Source organism: Micromonospora sp. NPDC049257, from assembly GCF_040678915.1.
In the GTDB taxonomy this organism is placed as follows: Bacteria; Actinomycetota; Actinomycetes; order Mycobacteriales; family Micromonosporaceae; genus Micromonospora; species Micromonospora antibiotica.
This window is the reverse complement of sequence record NZ_JBFAQU010000004.1, coordinates 139,451-153,557: the sequence shown is the minus strand read 5'-3', so window position 1 is coordinate 153,557 and position 14,107 is coordinate 139,451. Positions and strand designations below refer to the sequence as shown.

General features: G+C 74.7%; 12 protein-coding genes and 1 pseudogene. 10 read left to right on the top strand and 3 right to left on the bottom strand.

All coding sequences use genetic code 11. The features are described 5' to 3' along the window. Positions 1-2 precede the first annotated feature (2 nt). From AB0K25_RS09075 to AB0K25_RS09045, 7 genes are read left to right on the top strand one after another with little or no spacing between them, the layout of a single operon-like run. Positions 3-896, top strand: a complete 894-nt coding sequence (locus AB0K25_RS09075; protein WP_357533773.1) for an ABC transporter permease — start codon at positions 3-5, stop codon at positions 894-896. Continuing rightward, positions 896-2,530 carry an ABC transporter ATP-binding protein gene (locus AB0K25_RS09070; protein ID WP_363819377.1) on the top strand — a complete coding sequence of 545 codons (1,635 nt, stop codon included), beginning with the start codon at positions 896-898 and terminating at the stop codon, positions 2,528-2,530. Before AB0K25_RS09075 ends, AB0K25_RS09070 begins: the two co-directional genes overlap by 1 nt. A 15-nt stretch (positions 2,531-2,545) precedes the next feature. Next, entirely contained in the window at positions 2,546-3,754 is a 1,209-nt protein-coding gene (locus tag AB0K25_RS09065; RefSeq protein ID WP_219461260.1) for an LLM class flavin-dependent oxidoreductase, read from the top strand. 17 nt (positions 3,755-3,771) lie between these two features. Next, entirely contained in the window at positions 3,772-5,127 is a 1,356-nt protein-coding gene (locus AB0K25_RS09060; protein ID WP_219461274.1) for an NtaA/DmoA family FMN-dependent monooxygenase, read from the top strand. Continuing rightward, positions 5,124-5,648 (top strand): GNAT family N-acetyltransferase, encoded by a 525-nt coding sequence (locus AB0K25_RS09055; protein ID WP_219461277.1) that lies wholly within the window; start codon positions 5,124-5,126, stop codon positions 5,646-5,648. Before AB0K25_RS09060 ends, AB0K25_RS09055 begins: the two co-directional genes overlap by 4 nt. Continuing rightward, positions 5,645-6,712: an LLM class flavin-dependent oxidoreductase gene (locus AB0K25_RS09050; protein WP_219461281.1), complete on the top strand. Its 1,068-nt coding sequence runs from the start codon at positions 5,645-5,647 to the stop codon at positions 6,710-6,712. Before AB0K25_RS09055 ends, AB0K25_RS09050 begins: the two co-directional genes overlap by 4 nt. A 17-nt stretch (positions 6,713-6,729) precedes the next feature. Next, positions 6,730-7,869 (top strand): LLM class flavin-dependent oxidoreductase, encoded by a 1,140-nt coding sequence (locus AB0K25_RS09045; RefSeq protein ID WP_219461284.1) that lies wholly within the window; start codon positions 6,730-6,732, stop codon positions 7,867-7,869. Between the two features lie 71 nt (positions 7,870-7,940). On the opposite strand, the gene AB0K25_RS09040 is transcribed toward AB0K25_RS09045, so the two are convergent. After that, positions 7,941-8,507: a hypothetical protein gene (locus tag AB0K25_RS09040; protein ID WP_219461287.1), complete on the bottom strand. Its 567-nt coding sequence runs from the start codon at positions 8,505-8,507 to the stop codon at positions 7,941-7,943. A gap of 170 nt (positions 8,508-8,677) precedes the next feature. On the opposite strand from AB0K25_RS09040, the pseudogene AB0K25_RS09035 reads away from it, so the two are divergent. From AB0K25_RS09035 to AB0K25_RS09025, 3 genes and pseudogenes are all read left to right on the top strand, one after another. Further along, positions 8,678-9,745: pseudogene (locus tag AB0K25_RS09035) on the top strand (PQQ-dependent sugar dehydrogenase); the annotation flags it as partial. After that, on the top strand, positions 9,737-10,210 hold the full coding sequence (locus AB0K25_RS09030; RefSeq protein ID WP_357534031.1) for a cellulose binding domain-containing protein: 474 nt from the start codon (positions 9,737-9,739) through the stop codon (positions 10,208-10,210). The pseudogene AB0K25_RS09035 and the gene AB0K25_RS09030, both read left to right, overlap by 9 nt. Positions 10,211-10,329: 119 nt before the next feature. Continuing rightward, entirely contained in the window at positions 10,330-12,033 is a 1,704-nt protein-coding gene (locus AB0K25_RS09025; protein ID WP_219461290.1) for a hypothetical protein, read from the top strand. A gap of 17 nt (positions 12,034-12,050) precedes the next feature. Here AB0K25_RS09025 and AB0K25_RS09020 read toward each other — a convergent pair whose 3' ends face one another. Together AB0K25_RS09020 and ccmA are read right to left on the bottom strand one after the other, a co-directional pair. Further along, positions 12,051-13,466: a DUF6297 family protein gene (locus AB0K25_RS09020; RefSeq protein ID WP_357533767.1), complete on the bottom strand. Its 1,416-nt coding sequence runs from the start codon at positions 13,464-13,466 to the stop codon at positions 12,051-12,053. Between the two features lies 1 nt (position 13,467). Continuing rightward, positions 13,468-14,085, bottom strand: a complete 618-nt coding sequence (ccmA, locus tag AB0K25_RS09015) for a heme ABC exporter ATP-binding protein CcmA (RefSeq protein ID WP_307799071.1) — start codon at positions 14,083-14,085, stop codon at positions 13,468-13,470. Positions 14,086-14,107: the final 22 nt, after the last annotated feature.

The window sequence follows — 14,107 nt, the reverse complement described above, 5'->3', positions numbered from 1 at the left end:
CGATGACCGTCACCCTGGGCACCACGCCCACCGCCGAGAAGGCGGCCACCCTCGCCGCCCACCCACCCGCACCGGTACGCCGACGCCGGGGCCGACCCCGACCGGGACTGCTCGTCGCCGGGGCGTACCTGGGCCTGCTGGTCGTCGCGGCGGCCGTGCCGGCGCTGCTGGCCCCCGGCGACCCGATCGCCGCCGACCCGCGCGCCGCGCTGGCCGCCCCGGACGCGGCGCACTGGCTCGGCACCGACCACCTCGGCCGGGACGTCTGGACCCGGGTGGTGCACGGCGCGGGGCACTCGCTGACCATCGGGCTCGCCGCGACCGCGATCGCGGTCACCGGCGGGGTCCTGCTCGGACTGCTCGCCGGGCTGGCCCACCGGTTCGCCGACGAGACGCTCAGCCGCAGCTTCGACGCGCTGTCGGCGTTCCCGCTGCTGCTGCTGGCGCTGCTGCTGATCACGGTCGCCGGCCCCGGTACGGCCAGCCTGATCGTCGCCATCGGCATCGCCACCCTCCCGCACCACGCCCGGGTGGTACGCGCACAGACCCTGCTGGTCCGTCGGGCCGGCTACGTCGAAGAGGCGGTCAGCTTCGGCCTGTCCCGGCCACGTCTGGTGCTGCGGCACGTGCTGCCCAACGTGCTCGGCCCGGTCCCGGTGCTCGCCGTGATCGGGCTCGGCGAGGCGATCCTGGCCGCCGCCGGCCTCAGCTTCCTCGGCCTCGGCCCGCAACCGCCGTCACCCGAGTGGGGCGCGATGCTCTCCGAGGGGCGCAACTACCTCCAGGTGGCCTGGTGGATGACGGTGCTGCCCGGTGCGGCGGTCACCGCGACGGTGGTGGCGTTGACCGTCGTCGGCCGGCACTGGCAGGCCCGCTTCGACGGGCGGCGACCCTGATGGCCGCGCTGCTCGCCGTCGAGGACCTGCACGTCACCTTCGACACCCCGACCGGCCCGGTGGAGGCGGTCCGGGGCATCGGCTTCACCGTCGGGGCCGGCGAGTGTGTCGCCGTCGTGGGAGAGTCCGGCTCGGGCAAGAGCGTCACCGCCCGTACCCTGGTCGGCCTAGCCGGTGCCGGCGCCCGGGTCCGCGCCGCCCGGCTCGACCTCGCCGGCCGGGACGTGCGGGGCTACCGACCACGGGACTGGCAGCGGGTGCGGGGCCGGCTCGCCGGGCTGGTGACACAGGACGCGCTGGTCTCCCTCGACCCGCTGCGCACGGTCGGCGCGGAGATCGGCGAGGTGCTCGCCGCGCACGACATCGTCGGTCGGCGGGAACGCGTCGGCCGGGCCATCCACCTGCTCGACCAGGTGCACGTGCCCGAACCCGGACGGCGGGCCCGGCAGTACCCGCACCAGCTCTCCGGCGGGCTGCGGCAGCGGGCGCTGATCGCCTCGGCGATCGCCGGGGAACCCGCCCTGCTCATCGCCGATGAGCCGACCACCGCGCTCGACGTCACCGTGCAGGCGCAGATCCTGCGGCTGCTCGCCGAACGGCGGGACACCGGCGTCGGCCTGCTGCTGATCAGTCACGATCTGGCGGTGGTCGCCCAGGTGGCCGACCGGGTCCTCGTGATGCGGGACGGCCGGATCGTCGAGCACGGTCCGACCGGCCGGCTGCTGCGGGCCCCGCAGCACCCGTACACCCGGCAGTTGCTCGCGGCGGTGCCGTCGGCCTCGTCGCGGGGACGTCGACTCGGCGAACCGGCCCGGGTCCGCGACGACTGCGCCGTGCCGGTGCTGCGGCGCACCCCGCTGCCGGCGCGGCCCGTCGTCCGTCCCGACGACACCGTGCTCGACGCGGTCGGCCTGACCCGGCGGTACGGCCCGCACACCGTCGTGCGGGACGTCTCGTTCAGCGTGGCCCGGGGCGAGACGCTGGGGCTGGTGGGCGAATCGGGCTCCGGCAAGAGCACGATCGCCCGGCTGGCCGCCGGACTGCTCACCGCCGACGCCGGCGCCGTCACCTTCGAGTCGGCCCGGTGGTCCGGGGTGCCGGAGCGGGCCCGCCGTCCGCTGCGCCGCCGGTTACAGCTGATCTCCCAGGACCCGCTGGGCTCCTTCGACCCCCGCTACACCGTCGGCCGGGTGGTCGCCGAGAACCTCGACCCGGGTCCGGACCGGACCGACCGGGTGCTCGCCCTGCTGCACCGGGTCGGCCTCGGCCCGGACCTGCTCCACCGGCACCCCCGGTCGCTGTCCGGCGGGCAACGGCAGCGCGTCGCCATCGCCCGGGCCATCGCCCCCCGACCCAGCCTGATCATCTGCGACGAGCCGGTCTCCGCCCTCGACGTCTCGATCCAGGCCCAGGTCCTCGACCTGCTGGCCGAGTTGCGCGCCGCCGACGGCACCGCCCTGCTGTTCATCTCCCACGACCTCGGCGTGGTGCACCACCTCGCCGACCGGGTGCTGGTCCTGCACGACGGTGTGGTGGTCGAGCAGGGCCCGGTCGGTGACGTCTTCAGCTACCCCCGGCACGACTACACCCGGTCCCTGCTCGACGCGTTGCCCACGCTCGTCACCGCCGGCTGACCGTAGGAGGAACCCATGCCCGATCCCACCCTGCACCTGGCCGTGGCCCTCGACGGTCTCGGCTGGCACCCCGCCGCCTGGCGGCTGTCCCACGCCGACCCGGCCGGGCCGCTGTTCCCCCGCTGGTGGTCCGCCCTGGTCGGACAGGCCGAACAGGCCGCCCTGGACCTGGTCACCATCGAGGACTCGCTGGACCTGCAGTCGTCGCTGCCCGACGGGCCGGACGGTCGGACCGACCAGGTCCGGGGTCGCCTCGACGCGCTGCTGGTCGCCGCCCGGATCGCCCCGTCGACCCGGCACATCGGGCTGATCCCGACCACCAGCGTCACCCACACCGAGCCGTTCCACGTCTCCACCGCGGTGGCCACCCTCGACCACGTCAGCGGCGGGCGGGCCGGCTGGCGGCCCCGGGTCTCCGCCCGCCACAGCGAGGCCGCGCACTTCGGCCGGCGTGACCTGCCCCCGCTGGACCCGACCCGGTCCGACGACCCACGGACCGTACGCCTCGTCGGTGACCTGTTCGCCGAGGCCGCCGAGGCCGTCGAGGTGGTCCGGCGGCTCTGGGACAGCTGGCAGGACGACGCGGAGATCCGGGACGCCCCGACCGGCCGGTTCATCGACCGGGACCGGCTGCACCACACCGACTTCACCGGCCGGTGGTTGTCCGTCAGAGGACCGTCGATCGTGCCCCGGCCGCCGCAGGGGCAGCCGGTGGTCGCCGTGCTGGCCCACTCGACGGTGCCGTACGCGTTCGCCGCCCGGCACGCCGACGTCGTCTTCGTCACCCCCACCGACGCCGCACACGCCGAGGCCGTCGTCACCGAGGTCCGGGCGACGGAGGAGACCGTCGGCCGGTCCGGCCCACCCCTGCGGATCCTCGCCGACCTGGAGGTGCTGCTCGACGACACCCCGCAGCTGGCCCGGCGTCGGCGGACCCGGCTGGACGAGTGGCACGGCGCGGAGTTCTCCTCGGACGCGGCGAGCTTCACCGGCAGCCCCGGACAGCTCGCCGACCTGCTCGCCGACTGGCGGCGGGCCGGGGTGCAGGGATTCCGGCTGCGGCCCGCCGTGCTGCCCGACGACCTCACCACGATCACCCGGGCGCTGGTGCCCGCGCTGCGGGACCGGGGCCTGTTCCGTGCCCGCTACCCCGGCGGAACGCTGCGCGACCTGCTCGGCCTGCCCCGGCCGGCCAACCGGTACGCCGTCGCGGGCCCCCGCTGATCCCAGGAGACGACCCCGTGCCCAAGCAGATCATCCTCGCCGCGCACTTCCCCGGCGTGAACAACACCACCGTGTGGAGCGACCCGGCCTCCGGCAGCCACATCGACTTCGCCTCCTTCGTCCATCTGGCCCGCACCGCCGAACGGGGCCGGTTCGACTTCTTCTTCCTGGCCGAGGGGTTGCGGCTGCGCGAACAGCGCGGCCGGATCCACGACCTGGACGTGGTGGGCCGGCCGGACACCCTCACCGTGCTGGCCGCGCTCGCCGCCGTCACCACCCACCTGGGGCTGGCCGGCACCCTGAACACCACCTTCCGGGAGCCGTACGAGCTGGCCCGGCAGTTGGCCACCCTGGACCACCTCTGCGCCGGGCGGGCCGCCTGGAACGTGGTCACCACCTCCGACGCGTTCACCGGGGAGAACTTCCGCCGGGGCGGCTACCTCGACCGGTCGCTGCGCTACGAACGGGCCGCCGAGTTCGTCCGGGTCGCCCGGCGGTTGTGGGAGTCGTGGCCGGCGGACGCGATCGTCGGCGACCGTGCCGCCGGCCGGTACGTCCGCGCGGCCGACCCGGGGGCCTTCGTCCACCACGGCGACCAGTTCGACATCGCCGGGCACTTCACCGTGCCGCGCAGCCCGCAACTGCACCCGGTGATCCTCCAGGCCGGCGACTCGCCCGAGGGCCGGGAGTTCGCCGCATCCAGCGCCGACGCGATCTTCTCCCGGCACGGCACCCTGGAGGACGGTCGGGAGTTCTACCGAGACGTGAAGGCCCGACTGGCCCGGTACGGCCGCACCCCCGACGACCTGAAGATCATCCCGGGGGTGACCTTCGTGCTCGGCGACACCGACGCCGAGGCCCAGGAACGCGCCCACCACATCCGCCGCCAGCAGGTCAGCCCGCAGACCGCGATCCTGCTGCTGGAACAGCTGTGGAACCGGGACCTGTCCGGGTACGACCCGCACGGCCCGCTGCCGGCCGAGGACCCCGACGTGGACGGCGACGCGATCAGCCGGGGCCGGGCCGGCATGTACCCGGACCCGGTCGGCACCGCCCGGCAGTGGCGGGCGCTGGCCGAGGAGAAGGGACTCGGCATCCGCGACCTGATCATCGAGGTCACCGGCCGGCAGTCCTTCATCGGCACCCCGCAGCGGGTCGCCGAGCGGATGAACCACTTCGTGCAGTCCGACGCCGCCGACGGGTTCATCCTGGTGCCGCACCTGACCCCGGGCGGGCTCGACGAGTTCGTCGACCGGGTCGTCCCGCTGCTCCAGGAACGCGGCGTGTTCCGTACCGAGTACACGTCCACCACCCTGCGTGGGCATCTCGGCCTGCGGCCGGCCCGACCGGCCACCCGGGTCGGCGCGGCGTGACCGGCCCGGTGGCGTCGACGCCGGTTACCGTCTGCCGGCTGCGCTGGGACGACCCGGACGCCGTGGCGCTGCGCGCGGCGATGACCGGGGAGCTGCGCCAGCGCTACGCCGACCGTCCGCACGACCCGATCCACCTGCCCCCGGCACGGGTGCTCCTGCCGGGCTCGGTGGCCTGGACCGGGGTGGCGTACACCGCCGACGCCACCCCGGTCGGGCACGCCGCGCTGCGCTGGTGCGGCCCCGACCTGGAACTGAAACGGATGTACGTGGCGCCCGCCCACCGGGGGCGGGGCATCGCCGACCAACTCCTGGACGCCGCCCGGGAGGCGGCCGGGCGGTTCGGTGCCGGCCGGATAGTGCTCCAGACCGGCGACCGGCAGCCCGACGCGGTCCGCCGCTACCTTCGGGCCGGCTACCGACCGGTCCCGGTCTTCCCGCCGTACGACGCGTTGCCCTACTCCCGTTGCTACGCCCTGGTGGTCCACCCCATCCCTCCCCGGAAGGCCCCGGTCCCGGCATGAAGTTCCTGCTGATCACCCTGATCACCCACCTGCCCGACCCCGTCACCGGGCGACGCCGCAGCACCACCGAACGGTTCCGGGAGGTGGTCGACACCGCCGTGCTGGCCGAGGAGTTGGGCTTCGACGGCTACGGCGTCGGCGAACGGCACGAACGCCCCTTCATCTCCTCCTCGCCGCCGGTGGTGCTCAGCCACATCGCGGCGCGGACCAGCACCATCCGGCTCTTCACCGCCGTCACCACGCTGAGCCTGCTCGACCCGGTCCGCGCCTACGAGGACTACGCCACCCTCGACCACCTCTCCGACGGTCGGCTGGAGCTGATCATCGGCAAGGGCAACGGCGCCGCCCAGGCCCAGCTGTTCCACGTCACCGCCGAGGACCAGTGGGACCGCAACCGGGAGAGCTACGAGCTGTTCCGCCGGCTCTGGCGGGAGGACCGGGTCACCTGGTCGGGCCGGTACCGCCCGGCGCTGACCGAGGCCGAGACCTGGCCCCGTCCGCTGCAACCGGCGATCCGGGTCTGGCACGGCAGCGCCACCAGCCGGGAATCGGTCGACCTGGCCGCCCGCCATGGCGACCCGATCTTCTCCGCCAACGTCACCAACCCGGTCGAGCCGTACGCCGAGCTGGTCCGGTACTACCGGCAGCGGTGGGTGCACCACGGCCACGATCCGGCGGACGCCCTCGTCGGGGCCGGCACCGCCGGGTTCTACGCCGCCCGCACCTCGCAGGAGGCGGTCGAGACGTACCGGCCGATCTTCGACGCCCGGCTCGCTGCGTTCCGCCGGCTCGGCGTGGAGCCGGTCTTCCCCACCATCGCCGACGCCGTCGCCCGCAGCTCCCTGCTGGTGGGCAGCCCGCAGCAGATCGTCGACAAGGTGCTGCGCCACCACGAGCAGCTCGGGCACGAGGTGATCCACCTCCAGGCCGACCCCGACGGGCTGACCGACAAGGCCCACCGGCAGAGCCTGGAGCTGTTCCAGGCCGAGGTGGCGCCGGTGCTGCGTCGGGAGATCCCCAGCCGCCCCTTCCGCCCGCCGGCGACCGCCGTCGCGTCGCGCTGACCAGAAACGGGACCCCCATGTCATCGACCGCGCTGTCCGTGCTCGACCTGTCGCCGGTGCCTGCCGGCGGCACCGTCACCGACGCCCTGCGGCACACCGTGGACCTGGCCCGCCGGGTCGAGCAGTTCGGCTACCGCCGCTACTGGCTGGCCGAGCACCATCTGGCCGCCGGGGTGGCCAGCTCCGCCCCGACCGTGCTCATCGGGCAGGTCGCCGCGGCCACCAGCGTGCTGCGGGTCGGCTCCGGCGCGCTGCTGGTGGGGCACCGTACCGCCCTGTCGGTGGTGGAGGAGTTCGGCACCCTCGCCGCCCTGCACCCGGGCCGCATCGACCTCGGCATCGGCCGGTCCGGACCGCCCCGCGCCGACGCCACCCGGGAACCCGTCCCGCCACCGACCGGGGCCCGGGTGGTCGACGGGCTGCTGATCCCCGCCCCGTTCTCCTACGCCCACCTCGTCGGCGCACCCCGGTACGCCCTCGCCACCGCGCTGCTGCACCAGGCCGGTGCGCAACCACCCGCGTTCGCCGGACAGCTCGACGACATCCTCGCGTTGCTGCGTGGCGACTACCGGGACGCCGACGGCCTCGACGCGCACGCCGTGCCGGGGGAGGGGGCGGATCTGCAGGTGTGGCTGTTGGGCAGCAGCGGTGGGGAGAGCGCCCGGCTGGCCGGGGCGTGGGGCCTGCCCTTCGCCGCCAACTACCACGTCAGCCCCGCGACGGTGCTCGACGCGGCCGAGGCGTACCGGGCCGCGTTCCGGCCGTCGGCGGCGCTGGCCGAGCCCTACCTGGTGGTCTCGGCCGACGTGCTGGTCGCCGACACCGACGCCGAGGCGCGTCGGCTGGGCAGCCCGTACGGGCACTGGGTGCGCAGCATCCGTGGCGGCGACGGCGCGATCCCGTACCCGAGCCCCGAGCAGGCCGCCACGCTGCCGTGGCGCGACGCCGACCGGCAGCTCGTCGCCGACCGGGTGGACACCCGGTTCGTCGGCGCGCCGGAGACGGTCGCCGCCCGGTTGCGCACCCTGCGGGACGTCACCGACGCCGACGAACTGCTCATCACTACGATCACCCACGACCACGCCGACCGGGTGCGGTCCTACCAGCTGCTGGCCAAGGAGTGGGCCCAGTCCGGCGACACCGGCCGGGCCCGATAGACACGACGGTGCGCTCACCCCGGCCCGGACGGGGACCACGGATTTGGGGGTGTCCGGGTCGGGGTGTCGCGTCAGGTCATCGTGCTGAGCAGCCCGACCTCCGGATGCAGGACGCCGTCCTGGCCCAGCGACCGGAAGTCGGCCTCGACGGCGGCCCGCTCCAGCCGGCCCGCCCGCACCGCGTGGTAGCGCACGACCGACCAGAGGAAGACGTCGAGGGTGTCGAAGCGGGTGCCGCCCTCGACGACCTCCTCCTCGTGGAACCAGAGGCCGACCTGCCCGTCGGCGAGGACCACGTGCAGGTTGCCGCCGCCGTCGGCACCGACGGAGTAGACGTCGTCGTCGGCGAGCGTCGGTTGGTAGTCGGCGTCGAGGAGTTGGCAGTCGTTGCCGGCGAAGTCGAACCCGTAGGACCAGTCGTAGATGTCGAGGAACTGGGGCATCCGCCCGGACCGGACGCGGTGGTCGAAGGCCGCCAGCGCCGTGGCGGCCGGGGAGGGGAGACGGTCGAGCAGCGACGTCACCGGGCGGGTCCCGGCGGGAACGGTGACGGGCGGCCGGTCGGCGAACCACCGGGCGAGATCGGCGTCGAGGTCCCGCTCGACGTAGCCGGTCAGATCGTCAGGGGTGAGGGTCACCGGCGGATGCTAACCGCCGACCCCGACAGGCTCGCCCGCCGGACCCGGGGCCAGCGGCAGGGTCGTCGACGAGCGTCGGTTTCGTCCACCGCTGCGGCTTTCACCGAGGTCGGGCTATATTGACGCAAGTCACTACTGCTCTGGAGGTGCCCGACGTGAGAGTCCGTTCGATGGTGGCGGCAGCGGTCGCGGCGGGGCTGGCGGCCACCGGCGTCGGCACCGCCACGCTCGCCGGGGCCGCGCCGGCCGACCCGGCCCCGGCCGCCCCGACCCTGGCCGTCGGCGACTTCGACTTCACCCGCCCCCAGGTGGTCGCCACCGGCCTGACGGTGCCCTGGGGGATGGACTTCCTGCCCGACGGCAGCGCCCTGACCGCGCTGCGCAACTCCGGCCAGGTGGTACGGGTCCGACCCGGTCAGGCCCCGGAACAGGTGGCCCAGATCTCCGGCGTGAACGCCAGCGGCGAGGGCGGCCTGCTCGGCCTCGCGGTCTCCCCGGGGTACGCCCAGGACGGCTACGTCTACGTCTACCTCACCACCACCACCGACAACCGGATCGTCCGGTTCCGGCTCAGCGCCCCGCAGAACCAGGAGCCGGTCCTCACCGGACTGGCCCGCTCCACCATCCACAACGGCGGGCGGATCGCCTTCGGCCCGGACGGGATGCTCTACGCCGGGGTCGGTGACGCGGGGCAGACGGCCAACGCGCAGAACCCGCAGAGCCGCAACGGCAAGATCCTCCGGATGCGTCCGGACGGGTCCGCGCCGTCGGACAACCCGACGGCCGGCTCCCTGGTCTACAGCCTCGGGCACCGCAACGTGCAGGGCCTGACCTGGGACGCTCAGGGGCGGCTCTACGCCGCCGAGTTCGGGCAGAACACCTGGGACGAGGTCAACCTCATCGTGGCCGGCGGCAACTACGGCTGGCCCACGGTCGAGGGGCGGGCCAACGACCCACGGTTCCGGGACCCGCTGCTGGTCTGGACGACCGCCGAGGCGTCCCCGAGTGGCGCGGCGGTCGCCGGCAACCGGCTCTTCGTCGCCGCCCTGCGCGGCACCCGGCTGTGGACCGTGCCGCTCACCGGCACCGGCGGGGTCGGCACCCCGGCCGCCGAGCTGACCGGCGCGTACGGTCGCCTGCGTACCGTGGAGTACGGGCCGGACGGCTGGCTCTGGGTCACCACCAGCAACCGGGACGGGCGTGGCACCCCGGCGTCGACCGACGACCGCATCCTGCGCTTCCCGCCGAAGGACACCACCCCGCCCCCCACCAGCCAGCCACCCACCACCCCGCCCCCGACGACGCCTCCGCCCACCACGCCTCCGCCGACCACGCCCCCGCCCACGACGACGCCGCCTCCGCCCACGACGCCGGGCACCCCGCCGCCCGTCTCCTGCCGGGTCGTCTGGCAGCCCAACCAGTGGAACGGCGGGTTCACCGCCGAGGTGTCCATCACCAACCTGGGTTTCCCGGTCACCAGTTGGACGTTGACCTGGTCCTTCGCCGCCGACCAGCGGATCACCAACGCCTGGAACGCACAGGTCACCCAGTCCGGGTCCGCGGTCACCGCGCGTAACGCCGCCTGGAACGGCAGCGTGCCGCAGAGCGGCACGGTCAGCTTCGGCGTCCAGGGCACCTCCGGCGCGAGCAACCCACGCCCGGCCGCGTTCCAGTTCAACGGGGGAGTCTGCCTGGTCCAGTGATCCACGACGGGGCCGGTCCGGGGCACCCCGGACCGGCCGCCGTCCGCCGTGCCACCCGGCCCGTCCGGGCGACGCGGTCGCGTCGTCGCCGACACCCCGGCGTCGGTCGAACCGGGGCAATGTGCCGGATTCGCCGACGCCGGCCGTCGTTCCGGTGGAGCCTGCGAGGGACGCTATCGCGCACGGTGCGGCGGAACGGGGTGGTCTTGAACCGAAGGTTCGTCGGGCTGCTGCTGGTGACCAGCCTGGTGCCGATGATCGAGGCCACCGTGCTGGTCGCCCTCGGATTCCGGGCCGCCCAGGGCATCCCCCCGCAGCTCACCGCCCTGTGGCCGTACGACACCTACCACGACCTGCGGTGGCTCTACGTCTACCACCGGTCGTGGTGGGAGTTCGCGCTCTGGCTGACCTACGTGCTGGTCGCCCGGGGCCTGTTCACCACCGGCCTGGTGCTGCTGGCCTGGCCGGCCGGGGTGCCCCGGCCGCCACTGGGCTGGCTGCTGCGCCGCAACGTCGTGCTCGGCGTGCTGGTCGGCGGGTTCGTCGCGCCCTGGGCGGCGATCTCGGTGGCGGCGTCGGTGGTCGCCCTGTCCTGGGTGCTGCTGGCGTCGCTGCTGCCGATGTTCCTGCTCGCGCCGTTCCTGCAACGGGTGGCCGTGGTGGAGCACTGGTGGCGGGGGCTGCCGTCGATCTCGCTGGTCGGCTGGTCACTGCTGAACTTCGTGGTGCTCACCGTGGCCGGCGCGCTGTGCTGGGTGGTGCCCGGCTGGTGGACGGTGCCCGTGGCCGGGGCGGCGGGGGCGCTCAACGGGGTGCTGTGGAACCGGACCGTACGGGCGGCGCTGCTGCCCTCACGGGTGCGTTGGGCCCGGGTGCCGGTGACCCCGCTGGCGGCGCTGCTGGCCGTCGCCGTGCCGCTGGTCATCCCGCCGGTGACCGAGCTGGTCCCGGGAAACGAGCAGTGGATCAGGACGGCGGTGCTGGAACGACCGCTGCCCGCCGCGGTCACCCATGCGGTGATCGTGCTCACCGGCTACGGCTCGGACTACGGCGGTGAGCAGCCGTCCGACCCCCGGGTGCAGCGCTTCTCCTACCGGGGGCTCGACTCCGACGGGAAGCCGCTCGCGTACCGGTCGGCGGACACCACCCGGTCGATGGCGGACAGCGTGGCGCTGCTCGCCCGGCAGGTGGAGCTGCTGCACCGGCGCACCGGACGGCGGGTGGCGCTGATCGGGGAGAGCGAGGGGGCGATGGTGGCCCGCACCTATCTGGCCCGGCGGCACGACGCGACGGTCGACATCCTCGTCATGTTCAGCCCGTTGATCTATGCCGGCCGGGCCTACTACCCGCCCCCGCACCACGACGAGGGCTGGGGGGTGGTCACCGGCTGGCAACTGCGGGCCATCTTCGGGCTCGCCGACGTCGGCGGCGGCCCCGACGAGCCGTTCATCCGGTCGTTGCTCGACGACGCGCCGTTCTACCGCAACCAGTTGATGTGTCCCGTGCCCGGGGTCCGGATGGTCGCCTTCCTGCCCACCGCGACGGCCACCGAAGCGCCACCGGGGGAGTACAGCCGGATTCCGGTCTACCAGATCCCCGGCGTGCACGGTGGCCTGCTGGACCGCAGGCTGCTCCAGGACCGGCTGATCGACTTCCTGACCGGCAAGCCGATCGCCCACACCCGGGCCGAGTACCCGCTGATGCAGAGCTTCGCCGCCGCCTGGCAGGCGCCGCCGCTGCCGATCGCGGCGAACCCGGCCTGGGCGGGCAACCGGCAACCCGACCCGGCGTTCACCGGGAAGGTCTGCCTGCCGGCCCGCTGAGCGCCAGGCCGCCACCGTCACCCCGCGAGCAGTTGGACGACCACCAGCACGGCGACCAGGTCCGGGCCGCGCAGCACCTGACGGACCAGGTCCACGGGCACCATCGCGAACGGCGTGTTCACCATCGCCCCGCCGTACCGCATGGGTGGGCGGGTGCCGGCCCAGAAGGCCGCCGCCACGACCCCGAGCAGCAGCACCGCGTCGAGCGGGACGGGCACCGGCCGCAGGGCGGGCAGGGTGGCCAGATACCAGAGGGTGGCGCCGACGCCCGGCACGACGAGATGCGTCAGCCGCAACAGGGCGTCGTTGCCGCCGAGGGACCGCCGCAGGCCCGGTGCGCGACTGACCGCGCGGAGCCCGCCGGTGAGCCCGCCCGTCGCCAGGTACGCCAGCACCAGGTGCGCGGGACCCGCGATCGACGGCAGCGCCACCGCGACGGCGTACATGGTCAGCAGCGCCCCGACCCAGCCGACGAGGGCACCCCGGCGGCGCGACAACCGGCGTACCTCTGCCTGGAGCAGCACCCGCAACCGACCACCGGCACGGAAGGGCCGCCCGCGCACCAGGCCGATCCCGCGCCACCGGCGGCTCTCCACCAGCGCGGCGAGCAGCGACGGATCCAGCAGCACGGCGGCGGTGGTGGCGGCGTTGGCGAACTGCGCGCCCGTGGTCAGCGCCGCCCGGTCCACCCGGGCGAGCCGCCGGTGCGCGCGGACGGTGGACGCCACCGCGACCGGCAGCAGCACCAGGCCGACGCCGGCGGTGAGCGGCACCGGCGGCAGCGGGAGGGACCACCCGGCGGCGTGCCCGAGCACCACCAGCACCGCGATCGTCGCCCCGGCGGCGGACAGACCGACGCCGAGCCGTCCCGCCCAGCGGGGTGTGGGGCGGACGCTCTGGGCGACGACGGCCCACCCGGTCGCGGTGGCCCCGCAGGTGAGGCCGGCCAACGCCGCCCAGCCCAGGTCGACGGGGCGGTCGAGGCCACCGGCGTACGCGGCTGCCACCGCCAGCAGCCCGACACCGATGGTGCCGCCGCCGACCAGGCCACCGAACCGGGGGAGCAGCCACGCCCGGCGGTCCACCGGTGAGCTGACCAACCAGGTCTGCGCGGCCGGGGTGACCAGCAGCGGCCCGGTCAGCCGCAGGCCCCACCAGGCGAGCCCGGCCCCTGCCGTCACCGCGGCGACGGCGATCCAGTACCTGTCGCCCGGGTCGGTCCGGGTCACCTGCGGGGCCGCCAGGTGGTCGCGGATCGCGGCGACCGCGAACCAGCCGTACAGGGCGACGAACAGGACCACGACGTAGGCGTCGGTGAGCACCTCGCCGAGCGAGCCGGGATGGTGGCGGCGGCGGGCCCGTCGCAGCCCGGCCCGCAGTTGCCGGGGCGTGGGCCCGACCACCGGTGGTGGGGAGGTCCTGGTCGACGTCACCTCAGCCGCCGATCTCGATCCGCCGGTCGGCGACCGCGTCGATCAGTTCGGTGTCGTGCGACGCCATCAGCACCGCCGTGCCGGCTGCCTTCTCCCGCAGCAGCCGCTGCGCCAGCCAGGCCCGGCCCCGGACGTCGAGGCGCTGCTCCGGTTCGTCGAGGACGAGCAACCGGCGCGGGCGTACGAAGCAGGAGGCGAGGGCGAGGCGGCGGCGCTGGCCGCTGGACAGGGTCGCCGGAAGCTGGTCGCGGGCCGGTTCGAGACCCAGCTCGGTGAGCACCTCCTCGACCGGGTCGGCGGTGCCGCCGTGGGCGTAGGCGAGCAGTTCGAGGTGTTCGACGACGGACAGGTCGGGAAAGAAGTCGATGTCGTCGAGGGCGGCGGCGACCGCCGCGCGGACCCGGGGGTCGGTCTCGTCGCAGCGTCGGCCGTCGAGCAGGACCTCGCCCTCGTCGGGGCGGTCCGCCCCGACGACGCAGCGCAGCAGGGTGGTCTTGCCGGAGCCGTTGGGCCCGACGACGACGGCGACCTGCCCCGCGTCGAGCTGGAAGCGCACGTCGTCGAGGACGACCAGCGCGCCGAACCGGCGGGTCAGCCCGCGTACGGCAAGTGTGCTCACAACCAGGCACTGTCGCACGCGG